Below are 25295 nucleotides of genomic sequence, written 5' to 3'. Positions count from 1 at the left end.
TTCGGGAAAACGGAAGCATGGGGGAGACGGCCGGCCGGGGGCTCTGGAGGCCCTTGTCGCCAGGGGAAGTGTTCACTTCCGCCGCGGTTTGCAAAGACCCCGGCTGAAGAACGCTTTCACCGGGCCATCGAGAACAGCCGAGCGCTCGAACCTCCCGTGGCCCGTGAGCCCGGAGGCTTGGAGCGTGGGTGACGAGGGCCGCCGGCGAAGGCGTCGCGGCCGCTGCCCGTCTTGAAGGCCCCCGAGCACGGAAACCCCCTGCCCGATGCGGAACCGATTTGTCTTCACGTCCAGCGCGCTGCTGCTGGCGCTCCATGCCTTTGGCTGCGGCGCGAGCCCCGAAGGCGACACGACGAACCCGAGCGGCGAGGTGAGCACCCCCGCGCCCAGCCCCGCTCCGGGCGTGCCCACGCCGGTCGCCGAGCCGGAGCCGGAGGGCACGCCAGAGCCCGTCCCCTCGCAGACGGAGGCTCCGCAGGAGCCCTCCGCGCCCGCGCCCACCGCGCCCCCGGAGGACACCCCGGCCCCCGCGCCCTCGGGCGTGGATGGCTTTGGCGTGACGATGCTGTACCCGACCAAGCCGGGCGGTGAGGCCTGGGAGCTCGCGGAGAACGCGGCCGCGGACAAGCGGTTTGATCCGCAGGGCACCATCACGCGCAACGCGGACGGCTCCTGGAAGATGAAGAGCACGAAGGTGCGCATGAGCGCCTTCCCGGCCTCCGGCTACGACGCGAAGCAGATCCCCACGTACGACCGCGACGTGCTGGCGAGCCGCGGCTACATGCAGGCGCCGAACGACTGGAAGAACATCGAGATGACCGGCTTCGTGAAGGTCAACGCGGTGAACAACAACCAGGACAACTTCGCCTGGTACGCGCGCGGCGGGAAGCACAACGACAACCACTCCGGCTGCGAGGGCAGCAGCTACAAGGGCGGCCTGCACTACGACGGCCGCGTGCGCTGGGAGAAGGAGACGTGGCACGTGTCCTACGACCAGGCGCCGTACAAGCCGGCCGCCTCCGCGCTGAAGGGCCGCTGGGTGGGCTTCAAGGCCGTGATGCACAACGTGCCGGGCGCGAATGGCGGCGAGGCCGTGAAGCTGGAGCTGTACCTCAACGACAACGCCGACAAGGTCACCTGGAAGAAGGTCTACGACCTGACCGACGACGGGAAGTGGGGCGGTGACGCCCAGCACTGCGGCGGCTCCGTGGGCGCCATGCCGATTACCTGGGGTGGCCCCATCGCCACGTTCCGCTGGGACAACGCCTCGGACGTGGACTTCAAGTGGCTGAGCGTGCGGGAGATCCAGCCCTAGGCGGGCCGCACGCCTCGGTGTTTTGAAGTGGAAAACGTAAGGGAGGCCTCGAGAGGGGCCTCCCTCTTTTTTGTTCGCCGCCCGACGTGACGTGCGTGGCTTTTCCGACAGGAGGGGCACGCTGGGGTGCCGCTGGAAAGAGACGCCCTAGCTTCGCAGCCTAGCTGACGCCGGGGCCATGGGCCGCCCGCGCACTTTCACGCCAGGGCGCGGTCCTCCCGGCCGCCCCCTCCACACGAGGGACGACGTTCATGCGGATCACCTTCCTGGGTCATGCGGGCTTCGCGGTGGAGACCGCCGGAGCGCTCGTCGTCATGGATCCGTGGCTGACGCCCCAGGGGGCCTTCGACTCCGCGTGGATGCAGCTGCCGCGCAACCACCACCTGGCGCCGCGCGTGAAGGAGCTGCTGGAGACGCCGGGCAAGGAGCGCTTCCTCTACATCAGCCACGAGCACAAGGATCACTTCGACCCGGAGTTCCTGGCCACCATCGCGAAGCGGGACTTCACGGTGCTGGTGCCGAAGTTCCGCCGCTCTGAGCTGCGCGACATCTTCGAGAAGTACGGCTGCAAGCGCGTCATCGCGTGCGAGGACTCGCGCGAAATTCCCATCAAGGGCGGCTACATCAAGCTCTTCGTGTCCGAGCAGGGCACCAACCGCGACTCCAGCGTGATGGTGCGCGGGGACGGGCAGTGCTTCCTCAACATCAACGACTGCAAGATGCATGACCGGCTGGTGCGCGTCATCGCGGAGGAGGGGCCCATCGACGTCTTCTCCGCCCAGTTCTCCGGCGCCATCTGGCACCCCACCTGCTACGAGTACCCGAAGGAGACGTACTCGGCCATCAGCCTGAAGAAGCGCGACAGCAAGTTCGAGGCGGTCGCGCGCGCGCTGGAGGTCGTGCAGCCCCGCGCGTACATCGCGGCGGCGGGCCCGGCGGCCTTCCTGGATCCGGCGCTCTTCGACCTGAACTTCCAGGACGTGAACATCTTCCCGCGCGCGCCGGTGCTCTTCTCCTACCTGGAGAAGCGCATGCCCACGCTGCCCACGCGCTACCTGGAGCCCATGCCCGGGGACGTGCTGGACGCGGGCTCGCTGGAGTTCGTGTCCCAGGTGCCGGAGCGCGTGACGACGGAGAACTTCCAGGACTACCTGCACACGTACGCGAAGGACATGGCCTACGTCTTCCGCGAGCGCCGCCGCAACCTGATGCGCGAGGAGGTGGACGAAATCCACGGCCGCCTGCGCACGGAGCTGCAGCGCAAGCTGGACCTGCTGGATCTGCATGACCGGGTGGGCATGCCGCTCTACGTGGAGCTGACGGAGGCGCCCACGCGGCTGTTGCGCGTGGACTTCAAGAACCGCCGCGTGGATGAAGTGACGGAGATGCGCGACAAGAGCCGCTACGCGATGAAGGTGAACGCGAGCGACATCGTGCGCGTGCTGGACCGGAAGCTGAACTGGGAGGACTTCCTCTTGTCCTTCCGCCTGCGCCTGTCCCGCAACCCGGACGTCTACGAGCCCGTGCTGCACGGCTTCCTGGGCGTGGAGGTGGAGGACATCCGCGAGTTCTGCGACGGCATCCGCGCCACGGAGAGCCAGAAGGAGCGCACCGTGGTGGAGGCTGGCGGCAAGCGCTTCTCCATCCTGCGCTTCTGCCCGCACCAGGGCGCGGACCTGGCCGAAGGGTGGGTGGAGGAGGGCCGCTACGTGGTGTGCCCGCGCCACCGCTGGCAGTTCGACCTGCAGAACGGCGGCGGGTGCAAGACGAACAACTCCACGCTCTGCGCGGAGCCCGTCGCGGACAAGCCGGTGGAGCGGGTGGAGCGCGGCGGCGACAAGGCCCCGGCGGAGAAGCTCCCCGCCGTGGACAAGGCGCCCGTCGAACCGCCGCGCGTCTGACGGCCTTCAGCTGCCCCGGTAGGTGGAGAAGCCGAAGGGGCTCAAGAGCAGCGGGACGTGGTAGTGCTCGTCGGTGGCCGTGACCTCGAACACGACCTGAACGTACGGGTAGAAGCCCCGCTGCCCCCGGGCCTGGAACCAGGCCCCGGTGTCGAACGTGAGGCGGTACACGCCGGGCGCAAGCTTCGTGTTCGCGCCCGACAGGTCCTTCACCCGTCCATCCGCGTTGGTGACGCCCCGGGACAGCTCCCGGAAGTCCTCACCCGCGCGGGCCTCCAGCGTGAGGGAGAGCCCTTCCGCGGGGCGGCCCGTGCTCGTGTCCAGGACATGCGTGCTGAGGGTGCTCATGACGCGAGGAGCTTCTCCAGTCGGATGCGGGTGATCTTCGCCTGCTCCCCGGCCGCGATCTTCAGCTCCTCGTCCGGGGTGTGGTGCATGCGGTCCTGGAGCAGCTCCAGCATCTCCCGGGCGCTCTTGCCCGTGGCGCAGACGAGGAAGATGAAGCCGTAGCGGGACTCGTAGTCGCGGTTGCCCTGGGCCAGCGCCTGCAACACGCCTTCGTCCGCGCCGGCCACGCCCTTCTGCTCCTGCGACGACCACTGCGCGGTGGAGGCGAACTTCTCCCGCAGCTTGGACACGTCGCCGATGCGCGGGTGGTGCGTGAAGGCCTCCTTCCAGTCCTCCGGCCCCGTGCGCGCCCAGGCGTCCACGGCCTCCGCGTACAGGTGCTCCGCGTCGCGGAACGGGCGGACGGCCAGCATCCGCTGCACCCACTTCGTGCTGCCGCAGCAGCGGGTGAGGGCCTGGGTGGCCTCCTCCGTCGTCACGGTGTTCAGGCGCTCCAGGGGCGTGGTCACGCCGGCTCTCCGAAGAGGCGCAGCCGGCTGACGCCGCCGTCCGGGAAGATGTTGAGGCGCACGTGGGTGATGGGGCCCACGTCCTTCAGCTCCTTCTCGAAGACGTGGCAGTGGTCCGCCTGGAGCTTCGACTGGGGCAGGAGCTCCTTCCACTGGAGGTGCGTCGCGTTGGCGAAGTCCAGCAGCGGCTCCTCCAGGTGGATGCCCTCCAGCGAGCAGCGGTCCGGGAAGTTGCCCTTGAAGAAGTGGGTGTCCACCTCCGCGCGGCGCAGCGTGCCCGCGGTGGCCAGCTTCACGACGATCCAGTCGAAGCCCGGCACGCGCTTGCGGCGCGTCTCCCAGCCCTCGCCCATGTTCGCCGCGCGGCCCGGGAAGATGAGGTTGTCCTTCGTGCCGAAGAACTGATCGTTGCAGGTGACGACGGAGCCGCCGTTGGCCGCCGCCGCCAGGTCCACCAGGCCGGCCTTCTTCAGGGCGTGCCAGTCCGGCAGCACCTGCCCGTGCACGCGCAGGCGCGCGACGCCGCCGTCCGGGTAGATGTTGAGGCGCACGTGCGTGAAGCGCCGCTCGTTCGCCACGGCGAAGAGGTTGCGCGAACCGCCGCGCAGGCGCTGCTTGGGGACCAGCTCCGTCCAGCGCGACACGTCCGCCGCCAGCGACTCCGGCGACGGATCTCCTTCCACCTCGCACGCGTCCAGGGAGGCGTACTCGGGGAAGTTGCCGATGAAGTGGTTGGTGTCCACGTCGATGCCGTGGATGGCGCCGGGCAGGCCCAGCTTCACGATGCACCAGTCATGGCCGGGCACGCGCTTGCGGCGCGTCTCCCAGCCGTCCATCCACTTGCCGCGCTCCGTGTACTTGTCCGCGATGAAGACACCGCGCCCGGGCTCCAGCATGGCCTCCTTGGGCGCGAAGAACTCGTCGTTGGCCAGCAGGGCCTTGCCTCCCACCTTGCGTGCGGCGAGGTCAATCAGGTCGGCGAAGGCGACGTGCATCGCTCCGGGTGCTTCGGCTTGCATCGGTATTCCTCTCCCGGACCGCCGGGGCTCATCCGCGCGGCAGCCACTGCCCGATGCGCGGGCCCGTCAGTCCCTCGGTGGCGTCGAAGATACGCTGACCGCGCAGGTATGTCCTCATCACCCGGCCTTCCAGTTCGCGGCCGGCGTAGGGCGTCAGCCGGTGCCGGTGGCGGATGTCCTCCGGCGCCACCTTGAAGCGCGCCTCCGGGGCGAAGACGACGAAGTCCGCGTCCAGCCCGGGCCGGATGGCGCCTTTGCGCCCCGACAGTCCGGCCAGCTTCGCGGTGCGGTGCGCCATGCGGTCCACCAGCGCGTCCAGGCCCAGGCCGTGCGCGCGCATGCCCGTCCACACCGCGGACACGCTGAGCTGCAATCCGGCGATGCCGCCCCACGCGCCGGAGAAGTCCCCGGCCTCCAGCTTCTTGAGCGCGGGCGTGCAGGGCGAGTGGTCCGACACCACCAGGTCGATGAGGCCGCTCTTCACCGCGTCCCACAGCCGTTCTCGATTCGCCGCCTCGCGGATGGGCGGGGCGCACTTGAAGTGGGTCGCGCCGGCTTCAATCTCCTCCGCGGTGAAGGTCAGGTAGTGCGGGCAGGTCTCCACCGTGAAGGGCAGCCCTTCCGCCTTGGCCTTCGCGATGTCGTCCAGCGCGTCCGCGGCGGACAGGTGGACGATGTGCACGGGGCCCCGGTGCTTGCGGCACAGGTCGATCATCATCCGGATGGCGGCCACCTCCCACGCGGCCGGGCGGGACGCGAGGTAGCTGGCGTACGCGCGCACGTCGCCCGCGAAGGGCGGCTCGTGGTCCGTCAGCTCCGCGTGGACCAGCAGCGGCACACCGGCCTTCGCGAGGATGGGCATGGCCGCGTCCAGCACCTCGCGCGTGGCGGCGGGGAACTCGTCCACGCCCGAGTGCACGAGGAAGCACTTGAAGCCCGGCGCACCGGCGTCGACCATCGCCTGGAGCTCGTTCGCGTTGCCGGGGATGACGCCGCCCCACAGGCCGTAGTCGATGGCGCACTGGCCGGACGCGGCCTCCGCCTTGGTGCGCAGCGCGGCCAGGGACGTGGTGGCGGGGATGGAGTTGAGCGGCATGTCCACCACGGTGGTGATGCCGCCCGCGGCCGCCGCGGCCGTCGCCGTGGCGAAGCCCTCCCAGTCCGTGCGGCCGGGCTCGTTGATGTGCGCGTGGCTGTCCACGATGCCGGGCAACAGCGCGTCGCGGCCCAGGTCCACCACCTGCGCGTCCCTGGGCACGTCCACCGTCGCGTGGATGCCCTCGATGCGCCCGTCGCGCACCACCACCGCCGCGGCGCGCGTGCCCTCGGGCGTCACCACGCGCTCGCTGCGCAACACGGTTACAGATGCACTCACGTCTCGAACTCCGTCGTCGCGTAATCGGCGAGCGCGCGGAAGTGGCGCTCGCTGTCATCCAGGTAGAGCTGCCTGGTGATGCCGCCCACCAGGCGGGGCAGGCTGTACTTCATGCCGGAGATGCTGGCACCGCCGAAGCCCAGGGAGAGCAGGCACCCGAAGGTGTAGTTGAACACGCCGCTCAGCCACGGCGCGCCGCCGGGCTGCTTCTCCTGGAACTCGAAGGAGGGGCCCAGGTACGGGTGGCGCAGGAGGTCCGCGTGCCGTTCGTTCTCCGGCGGCGTGAAGCGGTCCTTCCACAGCGCGATGTGCGGGTGCAGCTCCGCCAGCTCCGGCCGCAGTGACAGGTCCGTGGTGAAGCCGGACGCGATGATGAGGAAGTCGAACGTGTGCGTCGCGTGCGGCGTGCGCACCACGGCCTGGCCGTCCTGGGCCTTCACCTCCACCCAGGGGCTCTCCGCGTGCAGCTGGAAGTGCGGGTGGCGGCGGGCACGCTCGAAGGTGTCGCGCGGCGGCAGCTGGCCCATGTCGATGATCTGCCGGATGAAGCGCCAGCGCTGCGCGTCCGGCAGGTCGCCATGGTGGCGCAGGAAGCCCGCGAACTCGGCCCAGCGGTAGGGGTTCACGTTGGGCAGCTTCTTGCGGCGGTAGAACAGGTCCACCTGGCCCGCGCCCGTCTCCAGCGCCACGGAGGCGTTGTCGAACGCGGAGGCCCCCGCGCCCAGCACGCCGATGCGCTTGCCCCTCAGCGCTTCGAAGTCGATGGGGTCATGCGTGTGCGCCCACAGCGCGCGCGGCAGCGGCTGCACCTCCGGAGGCGCGTCCCAGCGGCCGGAGCCGTCGATGCCGGTGGCCAGCACCACCTTGCGCGCGAGGAGGAACTCCGTCTCGCCGTTGTGCGCTGCGGGCACCTCGAAGCAGTCCAGGTCCTGGCGCCAGTGCAGCGCGCCCGCCTTGGTGCCGCACTTCACGGGGATGCCCAGCACGCGGCGGTACCAGAGGAGGTAGTCCGCCCACAGCTCCTTCGGGATGAGGGCCACCTGCTGGAAGCCCTCCACGCCGTGCTGCGCTTCGTACCAGGCGCGGAAGGAGAGGTTGGGGATGTTGTAGTCCGGACCGGTGAGGTACTTGGGCGTGCGCAGGGTGATCATCCGCGCGAACGTCTTCCAGGGCCCGTGGAAGCCGTCCCTGCCGTCATCCAGGACCAAGAGGTTCGTCACCCGCTCGCGCATCAGCCCGAACGCGGCGCCCAGTCCGCTCTGGCCTCCGCCGATGATCAGCACGTCCAGGATGGGACGTCCGTCCGGCGTCGAGCGGGGCGGCACCCAGCCGCGCGCGGGGTAGGACAGGATGTCCAGGTCGCGGCGGAGGGCGTCTTCCAACGCCTCCAGTCCCTGCGGTGGACGGAACGTCGAAGCCAGCGGGTCGCGGTCGGGCATCAGCCTCAAGCAACCCACGCCCGGATCTTCCATGCAAGGGGGCCCCCTCCGGCAGGGGCCGGTTCCGGACGGCCGCGTCAGCGGTGCGAGGTGGGGCCGGCCGCCTGGGGCACGCGCAGCTCGAAGCGCACGCGGGCGTTGTCCGTGCGCATGCCGGCGGGGCCTTCCAGACTCAGCGCATCCGCGGGCAGCTGTCCCTCCCAGACGCGCTGGCCGTCCGCGTACACCGTCAGCACGCTCGCGTGGATGCGCGCGCGCAGCACGTGCGTCTCACCGGGGGACAGCCGCTCCAGGGGCTCCATGAAGCGCGGCCTCACGGTGGTGTAGCCGGCGTTGCCGCACTCGGCGCTCTCGTGGTCGTCCGGGTTGCGCTTGAAGTTGACCACGATGCCCGCGGGCGGGGCGATGCGCCACATGGCGTAGATGACGTTGCAGCCATCCCGGGCGCGCAGCTTGAGCCCCACCTGTTCGCGCTTCTGGCCCGACGCCAGTGGAACCACGTCCCCGGTGGTGCCCAGCCAGGTGAAGCGCAGCTCCGCCTCGTCGCCCGTCGTCTCCGGGACGACCGCGCGCTGACGTGGGCCCTCGATGGCGAACCGGGTCCCGTCCTCCTGGAGGTCTTCGATCTGGCCTTCCGTGACGTGCAGCTGCCGCCGTGTGACGGGGGCGAGTTCCCTCGGCTCGGTTGGATCCGCGCGCGTGTTGGAGGACACGGGGGAGGACATGGGCTTCCTCGATCTGTTGCAGCCGCCGTGGCTCAGGAACAGGGCGCCCGCCCACAGCATCAGCACTCCCGACGTTCCGAGCGCCACCCACCGCTGCTGTCTCGCATCGCTCATGGGCCCGTGCCTCCCAGGAGCGACCGGAGCGTCTCCAGGTGCGCGCTCAAATAGGCCTGTTCGGCCTGGAGCCGCGCCAGCTCCAGCAGCAGGTAGTCGCGGAAGCGGCGCACCTGCCGCGTCTGCAGTTGCTCCACCTCGCGCAGCTGCCCCTGGAGGTCCGACACCAGCGCGGACAGCTCGCCCAGTCGCTGTCGCTCGCTCTGCTCGGTGATGCGCAGCTCGCCCAGCAGCTGACGCACCCGCCGGGGCGCGCCGTCCACCGCGTCGCGCGTCTCCTGGCGGCGGCCCTCGCGGGCCTGGGCGTTGGCCCGGCCCTGCCACAGCTGGCCCAGGTTGTAGCCCAGTGTGAGCTGGCCGAAGAGGGGCGTGCTCTGGTCCACGTCGAAGACCTCGTCGTAGCCGCCGCGCACGCTCAGGCGCCACGCGTCCGCCGTGCGCAGGCCGCCGGTCAGGACCTCGACCTGATCATCCGCGGCCTCGAAGGCGCTGAGCAGCACGCTCAGGTTCTGCCCCTCCGGCACCGCGGGCTCCAACGCCAGCTGCTCACGGGCCCGGGCCGTGTCGCGCGCCAGCGAGCGCAGGTGATCCAACCGCACCTGTACGGCGTTGAGCTCCTCCAGCGTCGCGCCGCCGTCGCGCAGGTCGTCGCGCACCTGGGCCACCAGCTGTTCCGCGCGGGGCAGGGACGTGGCCAGCGCCTTCGCGCGAGCCTCCAGCGCCGCCGCCTCGCCCAGCCGTGGGCCCTGCTCCACGGCGCTCTGGAGCGCGGCGAGCGCCTGGTAGCGCCGGCACTCGGCCTCCGCGCGCGTGCGCAGCGTGTGGCCCCGGTAGAGGCCCACGAAGTCGTAGCCCAGCCCCGCGGTGACGCGCAGCTTGGGCGAGCCCAGGGGCGAGTCGTCCGCGCCTCCCGCCGCGTCGCCCGCGTTCACCGCGCCCACGCTGCCGAAGACCTCCGGCGCCCACTCCAGCGCGGCCTGCGCGCTCGCGGTGCCGCGCACGCGCTCGCAGTAGCCCTTCGCGAGGTCGCCCCGGGCCCGCACCGTCCCCGCTTCCTGCGCCGGGGCCATGCCCGCCCACAACCCGAGCCCCAGCAGGGCTCCCCTCGCGAGGCTCGTCCGCATCCGCCGCTTCCTTTCGTTGTCCAAGATGGGGCTCACAGCATCAACGGGGGCCGGCCCAGATGAAGCAGCGGCTCGCGCGCGCTCGGCGCGTCGCGAAGCTGGAGCTCCACCATCACGCCTCGCAAGTGGTACTGGCGGATGGGGTGCTGCTGGGTGACCTCGCCCTCCAGCACCGGGCCCACCACGCCCACCTCGCGGCACCAGACAATCTTGAGCGCGCAGGTGTAGAGCGGCGTGCCCGCCCGGGCGTTGGGCAGGTTCTCGTAGGGCACGAAGGCCACGGTGAGGTTCTGCTCCAGCGCCTTGAGGTACGGCGAGTCGTGCACCACCTGGAGCAGGTGATCGAAGCGGCGGATGCGCTCATCCAACGCGCGCACGTCCGCCTCCAGGCTCTTGCGCTGCGCCTCCGCGCGGGCCAGCGCCAGCACGGACTGCGTGTACTCCCGCTCCAGCAGCAGCGTGTCCGTCGTCAGGCCCTCGGAGACGTCGTCGCGGCCCAGGCCGTTCTCCGCGGCGGTGAGGCCCTCGCTCTCGCGCCTCAGCGTGTCCAGGCGCATGTCCAGGTCCACCGTCTCCTGCGCCAGGGACAGGTTGCTCTGCGCCATCTGCGCCAGGTGGTGGTTGGTGGTGAGCACGTCCTCGCGCTCCATCAGCTTCGCGCCGTAGAGCGCGTTCGTGCGCGTGCGCGCGAGGCCGCTGTACGCGCGGTTGGACTCGGCGATCTCCGTGCCCGTGCGCAGGTACTCCTGGCGCAGCGCGGACAGCCGCTTCGCCAGCCTGTCCCGCGCGCGCTTCTCCCCCTTGAGCGCCACGACGAAGCGCTGCTGGAAGGAGCGCTCCGTGGCCACGGTCCGCTCGGCCTCCAGGAGCTTGTCCGCCGCCTCGCGCCGCCGGGCCATCAGCCCGTCCCGCTCCGATTCCTGCTGCGCCGCCTGCGCGTTGAGCGACAGCACGTTGGGGTCGGTGGGCGACAGGATGGTGGGCGTGGCCCAGCTGCTGTTCGACAGGAAGAAGCCCTGCACCGCGAGGAACGACATCAGCCCCAGGAGGATCAGCGCCAGGAGCACCGAGCCCATGAACTTGTACGCGGACACCGCGACGGAGTTGAGCCGGTTGGCGACCTGTTGATTCATGACGGGGTTCCCTCGCCTGCGGAGTTGGACGTGAGCTTCGCGGGGGCGGGGACCGGCTCCGGGACGGGGGCCACCGTGGGGCTGCCGCGCGTCTCCCAGCTGCCGGAGTCGAGCGTCAGCAGGGCCAGCGGCGTGAAGAGCGCGTACGTCACCGGCATGAGCAGCGCCATGGGCAGGAAGCTCACCGGGTGCACGCGCCGGTCCTCTGGCAGATAGCGCGTCTCCAGCCGGTAGATGAAGCCCAACAGGCCAATCACCAGGAAGTGGAACGCGAGGATGTCCCAGAACTCGCCGTTGAGCAGGTTGTGGACGATGACCACGGGGTACGACAGCAGGAGCGCCAGCTGGGACACGTAGTGCACGGTGATGACCGGGTGCAGCCGCCACGCGTGCGACAGGCCGCAGATGAGGTCCACCAGGTTGGAGCGCCGCCAGCGCAGCTGCTGGCTGAAGTAGCCCGCGAGCGTGGAGGGCGCGGCGGTGAAGCAGTACGCGTCCAGCGTGTAGACCGTTTCGTAGTCGTGCTTGACGATCTGCCGCGTGAGGAAGCGGTCCTCGCCGTACTTGATGGGGATGCCGGCGATGGCGCGCGCCTCCAGGATGGGCTCCAGCTCCAGCAGCACGGACCGGCGATACGCCGTCAGACAGCCGGACAGGCACATCACCTGGCGGAAGGAGCGCTCCAGGTCCTTCAGCCACTTCTGGGCGAAGTGGAACTTGATCTCAATCATCCGCGTCAGCCAGTTCTGGTGACGGTTGCTGACGAAGGTGCGTCCGCCCACCGCGGCGACGTTGGGGTGCACGAAGCGGCGGATGAGCTGGCGCACGGCGCTCTTCTCCACCACCACGTCGGAGTCCACGGAGACGATGATCTCCGCGTCCTCCGCGGCGCGGACGCCCCGGTTGATGCCCTTGCGCTTGCCCATGTTCTCCGGGTTGCGCATCACCCGGACGTTGGCGTGGCCCTCCGCGGCCTTGCTGGCCCACGCGAAGCTGTCGTCGCGCGAGCAGTCATCCACGACGATGATCTCCAGCAGCTCGCTGGGATAGTCCTGATCCAGCAGCGCCTTGACCGTGTGGTAGATGCCCTGGCCTTCGTTGAACAGCGGAACGACGATGGCGACCCTGGGGCGGTAGGTGTCATCCACCCGTTCGAACCGCCGCCCCTTCAGCCGCCGCAGGAAGGGGCCGAGGATGTAGCGGTTCATCAAGACGACGATGAACAGCAAATGGATGGGAAACAGTTCCATCGGCCCCGCACGCCCCCTCACGCCCCGGAAGGGCCCCGGAACCTCCCGGAGCCCTTCCTTCCGTCCCCAAGACGGCCGCTCCACCCCTGTGAAGCGCACGCAAGGTGGGGGTGCTTCGTACGTCCCGCCAACTGTCCGGGACCGGTGGGCAGCGGGCTGTCAGCGAGGCTTCAGCGGACCGGCACCCGGGGCAGTGCGGACGCCAGCGCCAGGTCCCGCGTGAGCTCCGCCTCGCGCGTCTGACGCTGGGCCGGGGAGGGGAACGCGATGGCCGCCAGGGACTCCGTCGCCGCGGCGGCGATGCGGTCCACGCCGTCCCGGGAGATGACGCCCTCGTGGAACGCGTCCACCGCCGCGCCCACGTACGTGTCGAAGAAGAAGACGTGCTTCGCGCGCCAGGCGTCGCGCTGCTCCTGCGGCGTCGCCACCACGTCGTGGATGAACACGGCGCGCACGGCATGGGGCAGGGCCTCGCGCATCCTCGCGCCGAACTCCACGTCGCCCTGGCCGCTGTCGCCCACGAAGACGAAGCCGTACTCGGGGAAGAGGCGCGCGTACTGTTCGAAGTTCTCGAACTTCTTCTGCGCGATGCGGGTGTTGCCCAGCAGGTAGAAGAAGCTGCCGGAGAGCATCACCGCCAGCGGCACGCCGCGCTTGCTCAGCGAGTCCAGCGTCGCGTTCTCGATGAGGCCCAGCGGATCCTGCGGCCGCGCGCTCACGAACACGAGGTCGCCCGCGCGGCCCGGGATGATGCCCGGCCCCCGGTCCAGCTCCTGGTAGAACGCGAGCACGCCCGGGTACACCGTCTTCGACGGGTAGCGCTTGTCCACCCAGTTGACGAAGAACGTGTCGTCGATGTCGCTCAGGACCTTGTTCTCCCCGCTGGGGAAGGCCTGGGCCTCGCGCTGGAAGTGGGCGAGCAGCTCCGCGCGCAGCGCCACGTCGTCCACGTCGTCGAACACCAGCTTGTGCAGGTCGTGGTACTCGCCGCCCGCCTCCAGCAGGTTCTTGAAGCCGGTCAGCTCGCGGCCCTTCAATGCCAGGAACAGGTCGCGCAACCGTCGCTCCGCCTGCGAGCGCGTGGCGCCCTTCTGGAGCGCGGTGGCCAGCGACGCGCGCACCGGCAGGGACAGCTCCGCCGCGCGGCGCGTGCACAACAGGTCCAGCAGCGCCGTGTGGTGGGCCGGGCCCACCAGCCGGTCGTCCAGGTCCGACAGGAGGCGTACCAGGTCCACGTTGGACAGGAGGAAGTTCAGCTCCTCGCTGGTGGCGCCCTCCAGCAGGTCCAGGATGCGGCGCTCGTCCTCCCGGTCCGTGTGGCCCGTCATGTCCCGGCGGAGCGCCTGGAGCTTCGTCGTCGCAATGGACAGGTCCATGGGTGGTCTCCCTCCTGGCAGCCTATGCGTCCGCCAGGAGGACGGGCCAGCCCCCGTGACAGGCGCGGCGGTTCCTGATTGCCTGCGCGACATGACGGCGTCCCCCACCTCCACGCCCCTCGACCTGCGCCCCGACGAGGTCCACGTGTGGATCGTCGAACCCGAGCGCATCGAAGACCCACGCCTGCTGGAGGCCTACAAGGCCCTCCTGGATACCGGCGAGCGCGAGCGGCAGCGGCGCTTCCACTTCGAGCGGCATCAGCGGCAGTACCTGGTGTCCCACGCGCTGGTGCGGCTGACCCTGTCGCGCTACGCGCCCGTCGCGCCGGAGGCCTGGCGCTTCGTCCCCAACGAGTACGGCCGGCCCGCCATCGTGGGTCCGGTGGGGCAGTGGCTGCGCTTCAACCTGAGCCACACGGACGGCATGGCCCTGGTCGCGGTGGGCCGGGACGTGGACCTGGGCGCGGACATCGAGGACGCGGAGCGGCCGGGTGAGACGGTGGAGATCGCCGACCACTACTTCGCGAAGACGGAGGTGCAGGCCCTGCGCGCGCTGCCCAAGGAGCGCCAGCGCGAGCGGTTCTTCGAGTACTGGACCCTGAAGGAGGCCTACATCAAGGCGCGCGGCGCGGGCCTGTCCCTGCCGTTGGATCAGTTCGCCTTCGACCTGGTGCCCGGGCAGATGCCGGGCATCACCTTCGACCCGCGCATGAACGACCTGCCGGACGTGTGGCAGTTCATGCAGCACAAGCCGTCCACCCGGCACCAGGCGGCGCTGGCCTTCCGCAGGCCCCGGGGTGGGGCGCTCACGGTGCGCTGGCAGCACACCGTGCCGCTCGCCGGGGACATGGCCCCGGTCATCAAGACGGCTTAAGGCTGCGCCGTCATCCAGCGCGTCAGGTCCTCGCGCACGGCGGCCAGCACCGGCGGGCCGTGCGTGCGGATGAAGAAGTGGCCTCCCTCGAAGTGGCGCAGGCGCACGTCGGCGGTGGACTCCTCGCGCCAGTGCTCCATCACGTCCAGGCCCACGTGCTTGTCGCCCTTGCCCGCGTACACGGACAGCGGGATGTCCAGCGGGCCCGCGTCCTTGCCGTTCTCCGACCAGGCCAGCGCGAAGTCCGCGCGCAGCGTGGGGAGGATGAGCTCCAGCAGCTCCTTGTGCTGGAGGACCTCCTCCGGCGTGCCGTCGTACTCGCGCAGCTTCGCGATGAAGCCCGCGTCATCCAGCGTGTGGATGGGCTCCCGGTCGTTGTGCGACGGCGGAGGCGCCGCCGCCGCGATGAAGCCCACCGGCCTGGGGCCGCCCTGGCGCTTCAGCGTCCGGGCCACCTCCAGGCCGATGCGCGCCCCCATGCTGTAGCCGAACAGCGCGAAGGGCCGGTCCATCAGCGGCGTCAGCGCCGGCATCAGCACGTCCATCAGCTCCGGCATGGACTTGAGCGCGGGCTCCATCAGGCGCCGCTCGCGCCCGGGCAGCTGCACCGCGCACAGCTCCACGCCCGTGGGCAGCGCCAGGTTCCAGGACTGGTAGATGGCCGCGCTGCCGCCGGCGAAGGGCAGGCAGAACAGGCGCAGCCGGGGCTCCGGAAGCGGCTTGCGGGACGGGAACCAGCGATCGAGGACGGGAGGAGAGGCGCTTGCCATGGCGCGGCCGTCTATACCATGGCCCCCCCGCGCGAAAGCGCCCTCCCGCACCCGGGGTGAGAGCCGCGGATCCGCACCGGGAGTGGATGCGTGAAACATCCATCCCAGCAGGTCGTCCGGCCATGTTTCACGCGTCCCCTCCGGCATGTCACATCCGCCGTGTCTCACACCCGGAAGACGCGGAAACTTCCACGCGCACGGTTGGGGCCGGGGAGGGTTGTGGTAGCTTGCTTGACCGTGAGCTACGAGCTTTCACATCTTGAGGCGCTGGAAGCCGAGTCCATCTTCATCATCCGGGAAGTGGCGGCGGAGCTGGACCGGCCGGTGCTGCTCTTCTCCGGTGGCAAGGACTCCGCGGTGATGTTGCACCTGGCGGTGAAGGCCTTCTGGCCCGCGCCGCTGCCGTTTCCGCTGATGCACGTGGACACGGGGCACAACTTCCCGGAGGTCATCCAGTATCGCGACGAACGGGTGGCGGAGTTGGGCGCGCGGCTCATCGTCGCGTCCGTGCAGGAGGCCATCGACGCGGGCAAGGTGACGGAGGAGAAGGGTCCTCGCGCGTCCCGCAACCGCCTGCAGACGCAGCCGCTCTTGGAAGCCATCGAGAAGAACGGCTTCAACGCCGTCTTCGGCGGCGCCCGGCGCGACGAGGAGAAGGCCCGCGCGAAGGAGCGCGTGTATTCCTTCCGCGACGAGTTCGGCCAGTGGGATCCGAAGAACCAGCGGCCGGAGTTGTGGGCGCTCTACAACGGCCGTCACCGCCGGGGTGAGCACCTGCGCGTGTTCCCCCTGTCCAACTGGACCGAGCTGGACATCTGGCAGTACATCAGCCGGGAGAACGTGGCGCTGCCGTCCATCTACTACACGCACCGGCGCGAGGTGTTCCGCCGGGACGGCATGCTGATGGCCTGGTCGCCCTTCATGTCCATGATGCCCGGCGAGACGGTGACGACGGAGACGGTGCGCTTCCGCACCGTGGGCGACATGACGTGCACCGCGTGCGTGCCGTCCACCGCGTCCACGGTGGAGCAGGTCATCGCGGAGGTGACGGCCTCCCGCGTGACGGAGCGTGGCGCCAGCCGCGCGGACGACAAGTTCTCTGAGACGGCGATGGAAGACCGCAAGCGCGAGGGATACTTCTAGTGGAACTGCTGAGATTCGCGACCGCGGGCTCCGTGGATGACGGCAAGAGCACCCTCATCGGGCGGCTGCTGTACGACACGAAGTCCATCCTCGAGGACCAGCTCGCCGCGGTGGAGCGCACGAGCCAGGCCCGGGGTGACGAGTACGTCAACCTGGCGCTGCTGCTGGACGGCCTGAAGGCCGAGCGCGAGCAGGGCATCACCATCGACGTGGCGTACCGCTACTTCTCCACGGCGAAGCGCAAGTTCATCATCGCGGACACGCCCGGACACCTTCAGTACACGCGCAACATGGTGACGGGCGCGTCCACGGCGGACCTGGCGCTCATCCTGGTGGACGCGCGCAAGGGCGTGCTGGAGCAGACGCGGCGCCACGCGTTCATCGCGTCGCTCTTGCGCGTGCCGCACCTGGTGCTGTGCGTGAACAAGATGGACCTGGTGGACTACGACCAGGGCGTCTTCGACCGCATCCGGGAGGAGTTCCGCCAGTTCTCCATGAAGCTGGACGTGTCCGACCTGTCGTTCATCCCCATCTCCGCGCTGGGCGGGGACAACGTGGTGACGCGCTCGGAGAAGATGGCCTGGTACCAGGGCCCCACGCTCCTGCACCACCTGGAGAACGTGCACATCGCGTCCGACCGGGACCTCATCCACCTGCGCTTCCCCGTGCAGGGTGTCATCCGTCCCGCCTCCGCGAAGAAGTTCCACGACTACCGCGCGTACTCCGGGCAGCTCCTGGGCGGCGTGATGCGTCCGGGCGACGAGGTGATGGTGATGCCGTCCGGCTTCACCACGCGCATCAAGGCGCTGGAGCTGGCCGGCAAGCCGCTGAAGGAAGCGTTCCCGCCCATGTCGGTGAACGTGTCGCTGGAGGAGGAGCTGGACATCAGCCGAGGCGACATGCTGTGCCGCCCGGGCAACCCGCCCACCGCGAGCCAGGACATCGACGCGATGGTGTGCTGGCTGTCGGACTCCACGCAGCTCAACAGCGGCTCGCGCCTGGCCATCAAGCACACCACCCGCATGGCGCGCGCGATGGTGAAGAACCTGCACTACCGGCTGGACGTCAACACGCTGCACCGCGACGAGCAGAGCTCCGGCTTGAAGCTCAACGAGGTGGGCCGGGTGACGCTGCGCACGACGGTGCCGCTGTTCTTCGACGAGTACCGGCGCAACCGCAGCACCGGCAGCTTCATCCTCATCGACGAAGGCACCAACGCCACCGTGGGCGCGGGGATGATCAACGGCCCCGCCGTGGACAGGTAGAGGTAAATGGCGATGCAACAGCGTCCGGGCTTCATCCTCTGGTTCACCGGCATGTCCGGCGCGGGCAAGAGCACGCTGTCCACCGCGGTGGCGCGGCAGCTCGCGCCCGTGCAGCGCGTGGAGCTGCTCGACGGGGACGAGGTGCGCACGTACCTCTCCCGAGGCCTGGGCTTCAGCCGCGCGGACCGCGAGGAGAACGTCCGGCGCATCGGCTACGTGGCGCGGGTGCTGGCCAGGCACGAGGTGGGCGTCATCACCGCGGCCATCTCTCCGTACAAGAGCTCCCGGGACGAGGTGCGCGCCCTGGCCACCCAGGCCGGCATCCCGTTCCTGGAGTGCTACGTCCAGGCCAGCCTGGACGCGCTCATCGCCCGGGACGTGAAGGGGCTCTACAAGAAGGCCCTGGCCGGGGAGATCCCGCACTTCACCGGCGTGTCGGACCCGTACGAGCCGCCCGAGTCCCCCGAAATCACCGTCCGCTCCGACGCGGAGACGGTGGAGGCGGGGTTGGAGCGCATCCTCGACACGCTGAGGGACCGGGGGCTGCTGGCCCCCGCCGCCAGCGCCGCCTGAGAGGCTTTTCGGCTAGGCTTGGGACCCGGGAGGGGGTCTCCAAGCCGTGCCGATGCTCGTCTACAACCCAGGGCAGCCGGATGAGCTGTCCTACCCGCTGGGGGACGCGCCCATCACCATCGGGCGCGCGGACGACCAGGGCATCTGCATTCCCCACCGCAGCCTGTCGCGCCAGCACGCCCGGATTGAATCCGCCGACGGGCGCTTCTTCGTCACCGACCTCCAGAGCAAGAACGGCACCTTCGTCAACGGCGTGCAGATCCGCCGCAAGGAGCTGCGCCCCGGCGACACGCTGACGCTGGGGGAGCTCGTCTTCCTGCTCACCCATGAAGCGCCACCGGCCGTGCCCTCGGGCCCGTCCGGAGAACCCCGCCCCCAGCTCACGCGCGCGCTCACCCGCGTGCCGCTGAAGACGCTGGTGCAGGCGGTGTCCGGCCCGGAGAAGTCCGCGGTGGAGGCCGCCGGCACGGCCACGCGCTCCCGCGAGCGGATGCGCATCCTCCAGGAGGTGGCGAAGCTGCTCTCCGTCACGGACGACCTGGAGGCGCTGCCCGGCAAGGTGCTGGACCTGGCCTTCCAGATCCTCCACGTGGACCGGGGCGTCATCCTGCTGGTGGACGAGGCCACCGGGAAGCTGGAGCCCCGGGTGACGAAGACGGCGGAGGGCACCGCCATGCGCGGGCCCATCTACAGCCAGAACATCGTGGACTACGTGCTGCGCCGGAGCGTGGCGGCGCTCTTCTCCGACGCGGTGAACGACCCGCGCCTGGGCGCCGCGGAGTCCGTCATCTTCAGCTCCATCCGCGCCTCCATGTGCGTGCCGCTCAAGCCCCGTGATGAGGTGCTGGGCGTGCTGTACGTGGACAACGTCTCCACGCCCAAGTCCTTCTCCGAGGACGACCTGGACTTCCTCGTCGCGTTCGCGGGGCAGGCGGCGCTCGCGCTGGAGAACGCCCGGCTCTACCGCCGCATCGAGCAGGAGACGGTGCAGCGCATGCAGCTCATCATGGACGCGAAGCTGGCCTCGCTCGCGGCGCTGGTGGGCGGCATGGCGCACGAGCTGCGCAACCCGCTCAACTTCATCAGCAACTTCGCGGGCCTCTCCGTGGGCCTCACCGAGGACCTGGCGGACGTGCTGGCGCCGCAGCGCGAACGGCTGACGGCCGGATCCGTGCGCGACGTGGACGAAGCGCTCGCGTGCCTGCGCACCAACGTCCAGAAGATCAACGAGCACGGCCGCCGCGCGGACTCGGTCATCCAGGGCATGCTCCTGCACGCGCGCCGCTCCGCCGGGCCTCGCGAGCCGGTGGACCTGAACGCGCTGGTCGCGGAGAGCGTCGCGCTGGGGCAGGGCGGCATGCGGGGCGAGCCCCTGTCCGTCCGCCTGGAGGCCGAGTACGACCCGGCCGTGGGCCCGCTGGAGCTCAGCCGCGCGGACGTGGGCCGCGTCATCATCAACGTCGTGGACAACGCGCTCTACGCCATGCGTCAGAAGCGCCAGGCGCAGGGCGCCACGTACGTGCCGGTGCTCAAGGTTCGCACCCTCGCGCGTCAGGAGCAGGTGGAGATACGCCTGCGCGACAACGGGCCGGGCATCCCCGCGGAGAGCGCGGGCAGAATCTTCGACCCGTTCTTCACGACGAAGCCGCCGGGGCAGGGGACGGGGCTGGGGCTGTCGCTCAGCCATGACATCATCGTGCAGGGCCACCAGGGCACGTTCCGCATGGAGACGGCGCCGGGTGAGTTCACGGAGTTCGTCATCACCCTGCCCAGGCGGGGGGAACGGTCATCAATGGATCGAGGCTCGGGAACGCGATGAAGAACCCAATGGATCCTGCGTTGCTGGAGGCCTTCCAGGGCCGGTACGAGCTCCTGTCCGAGCTGGGCGAGGGCGGCTTCGGCCGCGTCTACAAGGCCCGCCAGGTGACCACCGGCCAGAACGTGGCGGTGAAGCTCCTGCGCCTGACGGAGGGCGCGACGCCGGAGTCGGTGGAGCGCCGCAGCGCGCGCTTCGAGCGCGAGATGAAGCTGTGCGCGCAGATGCACCACCCGAACATCGTGCGGCTCATCGATTCAGGCCGCGCGCAGGGCGGCGCCGTCTACTCCATCTTCGAGTTCGTGCCGGGCAAGAACCTGGCGCAGGTGCTCGCGGAGGAGGGCGTGCTGGATCCGGTGGAGGCGCGCCACCTGATGCTCCAGCTCCTGGACGCGCTGGCGTGCGCGCACGCGCAGAACGTGGTGCACCGCGACCTGAAGCCCGCGAACATCATGGTCGTGCCCACCGGCGCCCGGCGCAACGCGCTGGTGCTGGACTTCGGCATCGGGTCCGTCACGGATGAGCTGACGCGCGCGGAGCCGCAGCCGCGCATCACGTCCACCAACGAATCGCTGGGCACGCCGTCGTACGCGGCGCCGGAGCAGCTGCGCGGGCAGGCGCCCACGCCGCGCTCGGATTTGTACGCGTGGGGGCTCGTGTTCCTGGAGTGCCTCACCGGCCGGCGCGTCTTCGAGGGCGCCACCGTCGCGGAGGTCATCTTCCAGCAGCTGTCCACGGAGCCGGTGCCCATTCCCCCGGCCATCGCCGCGCACCCGCTGGGCAAGCTGCTCCAGCGCGCGACGGCGAAGGACGCGTCCCAGCGCACCGTGTCCGCGGAGGTGCTGCTGCGCCAGCTGGAGGCGGTGGACGTCTCCAACCTGCCGCGCCGGCCCTCGCCCGTGCGCATCCAGCCCGCCGCCCCCAACGCGGAGACGGCGACGGTGGAGCTGTCCAGCCGCACGCCCAATGCCGTGTCCACGCGCTCGCGCCGGTGGGCGGAGGGTGAGCGCCGCCAGCTCACGGTGGTGTGCTGCACGCTGTCCGCCACGCAGACGGCGCCGGGACCGGTGGACATCGAGGAGTTGGATCACGTGCTGGGCGCCCAGCAGGAGGTCTGCATCGAGATCGCCCGGCGCTACAACGGCCACATCGCCAGCGCGCTGGGCGACATCGTCCTCTTCTACTTCGGCTATCCGGCGGCGCGGGAGGACGACGCCCGGCGCGCGGCGCAGGCGGCGCTGGACATGGTGGCGGAGGTGAAGCGGCGCGGGCGGGCCATCGAGGCCGAGCGCGGCACGCGGGTGGAGATCCGCGTGGGCCTGCACACGGGCCTGGTGGTGTCTCGCGAGCAGCGGGACCCGACGCTCTCCGGCCTGGGCTTCGTGGTGGGCACCACGCCGAAGATCGCCTTCCGGCTGTCCACCTCCGCGCCTCCAGGCGCCATCCTCGTCACGGGCGACACGCAGCAGCTGGTGCGCAAGCACTTCCCGCTGGATGCCGTGCCCGCGTCCCCCAACGAGCTGTTGCCTCCGGGCCTGGAGACGTTCGTGCTCCAGGGCGCGGACGCGACGTGGAGCGGCGCCGAGGACGCGCTCACGCTGGTGGGCCGCTCGCGCGAGCTGGACCTGGTGCTGTCGCGCTGGGAGCAGGTGCGCTCCGGGCAGGGACAGGCGGTGCTGATTTCCGGTGAGCCGGGCATCGGCAAGTCGCGCCTCATGCGCGAGCTGGGAGACCGGCTGGGCGCGGAGCCGCACACGTGGCTGGAGGCCCGCTGCACGCAGGACAGCTCCGGCCAGGCGTATGCCCCCGTGGTGGACCTGCTCACGCGGATGCTGGATCCGAACCGCGACCTGCCTCCGGAAGGCCGGCTGACGGGCCTGGAGGCGCTGCTGTCCGGCTACAGCTTCGACCTGCCGGAGACGCTGCCGCTGTTCGCGTCGCTGTTGTCCCTGCCGCTGCCGCCGGAGCGCTGGGCGCCGCTGGACGTGTCGCCGATGAAGCACCGGGAGCTCACCCGCAACGCGCTGCTGGCCCTGCTCGCGGCGATGGCGGAGCGCCAGCCCGTGGTGCTGGCGCTGGAGGACCTGCACTGGGCGGACCCGTCCTCGCTGGAGCTGCTCAAGGCGCTGGTGGAGGAGGTGTCCTCGTCGCGCCTGCTCACGCTGTTCAGCGCGCGCCCGGAGTTCGAGCCGCCCTGGGCCGCGTCGGCGGTGACGCAGGTGCAGCTGGGCGCGCTGGGACGCCCGGAGGTGGAGCGGCTGGCCACCGCCGCCGCGGGAGCGCCGCTGTCTCCGGAAGCGCTGGAGGAGATCGTCACGCGCACGGACGGCATCCCGCTGTTCGTGGAGGAGCTGGTGCGCACGCTGCGCGAGTCCGGCGCGCTGGTGGAGCGCGAGGGCCGCTTCGCGCTGGAGGCGGGCCGCGCGGGCCCCACGGTGCCGGGCACGCTGAGGGATCTGCTGGTCGCGCGATTGGACCGGCTGGGCCGCGCCAAGGAGACCGCGCAGATCGCCTCCGTGCTGGGCCGTGAGCTGACGCATGAGCTGCTGCGCCACGTGAGCCCCCTGACGCCGGAGGCGCTGGAGACGGACCTGGAGCGGCTGGTGGGCTCCGGGCTCCTGCACCGCAAGCGCCGGCCGAAGGGGCCCGTGTACCTCTTCAAGCACGCGCTGGTGCGGGACGCGGCCTACGACTCCATGCTCAAGCGCTACCGCCAGCAGATGCACGCGAAGGCGGCGGAGGCGCTGGAGGCGCACTTCCCGGAGCAGGTGGAGTCGCGGCCGGACCTCCTCGCGCACCACTGGGCCGCCGCGAACCTGAAGCGCAAGGCCATCCTCTACGCGCAGAAGGCCGCGTTCGCCGCGCTGGTGCGCTCCGCGTACCTGGAGGCCATCCTCTTCGCCCGGCTGGGCCTGTCATGGCTGGACGCCATCGATGACCCGGTGGAGCGCGCGCAGCTGGAGCTGAGCCTCAACGGCGTGCTCGCCCCGGCGCTGATGTCCACGCAGGGCTGGCGCTCGCAGGACCTGCGCACCGTGGCCGAGCGCTCACTGGAGCTGCTCTTCACCGTGGGGGAGAGCCCCTACGCGGCCCCGACCCTGTGGGTCCTCTCCATCTTCTACCACCTGGGAGGAGACCAGCGCCGGGTGCGCGGGCTGATGGATCGGCTGGTGGCGCTGGCGCAGCGAAACGGGGACGCGGGCCAGGAGGCGGTGGCGCTCACCATCCTCTCCAACATCGAGCTGCTGGAAGGCCGCCTGGGCGAGGCGAAGGCGAAGGCGGACCGGTGCCTGTCCCTCTTCGACCCCGTCGATCACCGGATGCACCGCATCCTCTACGGACAGGACACGCGCGTGGGCGGCGAGTCCGTGCTGTGCCGGGGGATGTGGCTGCTGGGCTTCCCGGACCAGGCGAAGGCGCACGGCGAGGCCGCGGTGGCGTGGGGCCGCGAGCTGAACCATGGCACCAGCATTGGCCTGTCCTTCATCTACCTGCTGCTGCTGGCGCAGGAGCACGGCGACCGGACGGAGGCGCTCCAGCTCATCTCCCAGCACGCGGAGCTGTCCCACCGCTACGGCCTGCTGGAGCAGTCCGCCTACGTGGGCATCCTGCGCGGGTGGGCGATGAAGGACGTGGAGGCCGTGCGGCGCGGCGTGGTGATGCGCGAGGCGTTCGGCACGGAGATGGACCAGCCCGCGTACTACGCCATGCTCGCGGAGCTGGAGCTGGAGCTGGGCCACCTGGAGGCGGCGCTCGCCACCGTGGAGCACGGACGGCAGCGCGCCCAGGTCCTGGGCGAGGCGTACCACGAGTCCAAGCTGCTTCGCGTCAAGGGGCAGGTGCTGCTGCAGCGGGACGGGAACACTGCACCCTCCGCGGAGTCGTGCTTCCGTCAGGCGGCGGAGGTGGCGCACGCGCAGGGGGCCCGGATGCGGGAGCTGCAGGCCGTCACGTGGCTGGCGCGGGTGCTCCAGGCATCGGGACGACAGGAAGAAGCCCGGCAACGGCTGCAATCGGTCTACAGTACCTTCTCCGAAGGCTGGGGAACCCCGCCCGTCTCGGAGGCCCGCGCCCTGTTGGATGCGCTGGGAGGAGAAGGCTGACATGAGCAAGAAGAAGCCGGAGTCGAAGGCCGCGCCCGCCCGGGCCCGCCCGGTGGCGCGCAAGCCCACGCGGAGCCCGGGGGGCCAGGCCTCGGTGAATGACTGGCAGGCCGTGTGGATGCGCGCCGTCGCGCTCGCGTGGAAGGAGCCGGAGTTCGAGGCGGCCCTGCAGAAGAACCCGCGCGAGGCCCTCAAGAAGCGCTTCGACTTCGACCTGCCCGCCAGCATCCACCTGAAGGTCGTCCCCTCCACCGTGGCGAACGCGGCGTCGGACGGGACGTGGAAGGTGAACAGCGCGGAGGTGGAGCTGCACCTGCCGAAGAAGCCGGCCGACGTGGCGGATCACGCCGTGGCGCTCTCCAGCCTCACCGACACGCACGGCCGTTCGCACTGCTGCGGCAGCCCCTGCTGCTGACGGGGCTCCGGAGCAGTCCGCCGGAGTAATCAGGGAGACGCGAGGGGCGCGTCTCCCCCGGACACCGCGAAGGCGCCCACGCTGGCCTCGCCGAAGCCGTCCACGCCCGCCACGCGCTGGAAGAAGTCCGGGTCGCTCCGGCCCAGCGCGTAGGGCCTCAGGCCCATCGCGGTGGACACCAGGTAGAGCGTCTGCACCAGCGCTCCCGTGTCCTGCAGCACCAGCGAGTACGCCAGCGTCTCGTACTTCCACGCGAGCCGGGGCACGCGCGCGGCCACCACCATCAGCACCTCCGGCCGCTCGAAAGGCTCCACCGGCGCGCGCGCTTCGTCCAGCAGCGCGTGGAACTCCGGCGTCGGGCCGCTCAGCTTCTCCAGCCGGTGGCCCAGCGGGTCGTAGTGGTAGGCGCCCGGGGCCAGGCCCTGGCACTCGCCCACCATGGGGTAGAGCTCCAGCGCGTACACCGCGCCCGCGCCGGGGTAGGGCCGGTCGGTGATTTCGCCGTCCTGCGTGGTGCGCACGTCGCGCACGCGCGCGGAGCGGTAGAGCAGTTCGCCCAGCTGCTGCACGGTGAGCGGTGAGGCGCCCCGGCCGCGCAGGCTCCGGCGGGCCTCCAGCACCTCCGTGAAGGAGCGGTCGCCTCCCGCGCGCAGCGCCTCCAGGTCCGGCCGGTGCAGCTCTACAACCTCTTCCGTCACCGTGGGCTTG

The 25295-nt window shown here is 70.5% G+C and carries 21 protein-coding genes; 9 read left to right on the top strand and 12 right to left on the bottom strand.

Annotated elements, in window-relative coordinates; all coding sequences use genetic code 11:
- Positions 1–265 precede the first annotated feature (265 nt).
- Together D7X96_RS02350 and D7X96_RS02345 are read left to right on the top strand one after the other, a co-directional pair.
- Complete coding sequence (locus D7X96_RS02350) at positions 266–1315, top strand: carbohydrate-binding protein (protein WP_121768862.1); 1050 nt, start codon at positions 266–268, stop codon at positions 1313–1315.
- A gap of 251 nt (positions 1316–1566) precedes the next feature.
- On the top strand, positions 1567–3216 hold the full coding sequence (locus D7X96_RS02345; RefSeq protein ID WP_120551445.1) for a Rieske 2Fe-2S domain-containing protein: 1650 nt from the start codon (positions 1567–1569) through the stop codon (positions 3214–3216).
- 6 nt (positions 3217–3222) lie between these two features.
- Here the strand turns inward: D7X96_RS02345 and uraH are convergent, their stop codons facing one another.
- The 10 genes from uraH to D7X96_RS02295 all read right to left on the bottom strand — a co-directional run bounded on the left by uraH (position 3223) and on the right by D7X96_RS02295 (position 13628).
- On the bottom strand, positions 3223–3564 hold the full coding sequence (uraH, locus tag D7X96_RS02340) for a hydroxyisourate hydrolase (protein WP_120551444.1): 342 nt from the start codon (positions 3562–3564) through the stop codon (positions 3223–3225).
- Positions 3561–4073, bottom strand: coding sequence for a 2-oxo-4-hydroxy-4-carboxy-5-ureidoimidazoline decarboxylase (gene uraD, locus D7X96_RS02335; protein ID WP_121768861.1), 513 nt, complete (start codon positions 4071–4073; stop codon positions 3561–3563). Before uraD ends, uraH begins: the two co-directional genes overlap by 4 nt.
- On the bottom strand, positions 4070–5092 hold the full coding sequence (gene alc, locus D7X96_RS02330; RefSeq protein WP_120551442.1) for an allantoicase: 1023 nt from the start codon (positions 5090–5092) through the stop codon (positions 4070–4072). Before alc ends, uraD begins: the two co-directional genes overlap by 4 nt.
- Positions 5093–5120: 28 nt before the next feature.
- Positions 5121–6467, bottom strand: coding sequence for an allantoinase AllB (gene allB, locus D7X96_RS02325; protein ID WP_121768860.1), 1347 nt, complete (start codon positions 6465–6467; stop codon positions 5121–5123).
- Positions 6464–7906 (bottom strand): NAD(P)-binding domain-containing protein, encoded by a 1443-nt coding sequence (locus tag D7X96_RS02320; RefSeq protein WP_120551440.1) that lies wholly within the window; start codon positions 7904–7906, stop codon positions 6464–6466. The genes allB and D7X96_RS02320 overlap by 4 nt, the downstream gene beginning before the upstream one ends.
- A gap of 77 nt (positions 7907–7983) precedes the next feature.
- A complete protein-coding gene (locus D7X96_RS02315) occupies positions 7984–8745 on the bottom strand; it encodes a hypothetical protein (RefSeq protein ID WP_147468204.1) in 762 nt (253 codons plus the stop codon).
- On the bottom strand, positions 8742–9869 hold the full coding sequence (locus D7X96_RS02310; protein WP_120551438.1) for a hypothetical protein: 1128 nt from the start codon (positions 9867–9869) through the stop codon (positions 8742–8744). The genes D7X96_RS02315 and D7X96_RS02310 overlap by 4 nt, the downstream gene beginning before the upstream one ends.
- A gap of 32 nt (positions 9870–9901) precedes the next feature.
- On the bottom strand, positions 9902–11002 hold the full coding sequence (locus tag D7X96_RS02305; protein WP_121724471.1) for a coiled-coil domain-containing protein: 1101 nt from the start codon (positions 11000–11002) through the stop codon (positions 9902–9904).
- Complete coding sequence (locus tag D7X96_RS02300; protein ID WP_120551436.1) at positions 10999–12252, bottom strand: glycosyltransferase family 2 protein; 1254 nt, start codon at positions 12250–12252, stop codon at positions 10999–11001. The genes D7X96_RS02305 and D7X96_RS02300 overlap by 4 nt, the downstream gene beginning before the upstream one ends.
- A gap of 170 nt (positions 12253–12422) precedes the next feature.
- Positions 12423–13628: a phosphatase domain-containing protein gene (locus D7X96_RS02295; RefSeq protein ID WP_121768858.1), complete on the bottom strand. Its 1206-nt coding sequence runs from the start codon at positions 13626–13628 to the stop codon at positions 12423–12425.
- Positions 13629–13719: 91 nt separating this feature from the next.
- On the opposite strand from D7X96_RS02295, the gene D7X96_RS02290 reads away from it, so the two are divergent.
- Positions 13720–14502, top strand: coding sequence for a 4'-phosphopantetheinyl transferase family protein (locus D7X96_RS02290; RefSeq protein WP_121768857.1), 783 nt, complete (start codon positions 13720–13722; stop codon positions 14500–14502).
- Here the strand turns inward: D7X96_RS02290 and D7X96_RS02285 are convergent.
- A complete protein-coding gene (locus tag D7X96_RS02285; protein ID WP_120551433.1) occupies positions 14499–15272 on the bottom strand; it encodes a thioesterase II family protein in 774 nt (257 codons plus the stop codon). The two genes, D7X96_RS02290 and D7X96_RS02285, sit on opposite strands and share 4 nt — an antisense overlap.
- Before the next feature lie 237 nt (positions 15273–15509).
- Between D7X96_RS02285 and cysD the strand changes: the two genes are divergently transcribed.
- From cysD to D7X96_RS02255, 6 genes are read left to right on the top strand one after another with little or no spacing between them, the layout of a single operon-like run.
- Positions 15510–16415: a sulfate adenylyltransferase subunit CysD gene (gene cysD, locus D7X96_RS02280; protein ID WP_120551446.1), complete on the top strand. Its 906-nt coding sequence runs from the start codon at positions 15510–15512 to the stop codon at positions 16413–16415.
- Positions 16415–17680, top strand: coding sequence for a sulfate adenylyltransferase subunit 1 (locus D7X96_RS02275; protein ID WP_120551432.1), 1266 nt, complete (start codon positions 16415–16417; stop codon positions 17678–17680). The genes cysD and D7X96_RS02275 overlap by 1 nt, the downstream gene beginning before the upstream one ends.
- A 12-nt stretch (positions 17681–17692) precedes the next feature.
- Entirely contained in the window at positions 17693–18253 is a 561-nt protein-coding gene (gene cysC / locus D7X96_RS02270; RefSeq protein ID WP_120551431.1) for an adenylyl-sulfate kinase, read from the top strand.
- 52 nt (positions 18254–18305) lie between these two features.
- Positions 18306–20072, top strand: a complete 1767-nt coding sequence (locus tag D7X96_RS02265; protein ID WP_121768856.1) for an ATP-binding protein — start codon at positions 18306–18308, stop codon at positions 20070–20072.
- An 8-nt stretch (positions 20073–20080) separates the two neighbouring features.
- A complete protein-coding gene (locus D7X96_RS02260; protein WP_244219420.1) occupies positions 20081–24172 on the top strand; it encodes a TOMM system kinase/cyclase fusion protein in 4092 nt (1363 codons plus the stop codon).
- Position 24173: 1 nt separating this feature from the next.
- Complete coding sequence (locus tag D7X96_RS02255) at positions 24174–24587, top strand: BMA_0021/BMA_0022 family TOMM bacteriocin (RefSeq protein ID WP_158626473.1); 414 nt, start codon at positions 24174–24176, stop codon at positions 24585–24587.
- Positions 24588–24616: 29 nt separating this feature from the next.
- Here D7X96_RS02255 and D7X96_RS02250 read toward each other — a convergent pair.
- Positions 24617–25295: SagB family peptide dehydrogenase (locus tag D7X96_RS02250; RefSeq protein WP_121768854.1), on the bottom strand; the 679-nt coding region annotated here is incomplete at its 5' end.

The sequence above is a fragment of the Corallococcus interemptor genome, assembly GCF_003668875.1.
Lineage (GTDB): Bacteria > Myxococcota > Myxococcia > Myxococcales > Myxococcaceae > Corallococcus > Corallococcus interemptor.
The sequence above is the reverse complement of the archived record's forward strand: the minus strand, read 5'-3'. Positions and strand labels throughout refer to the sequence as shown.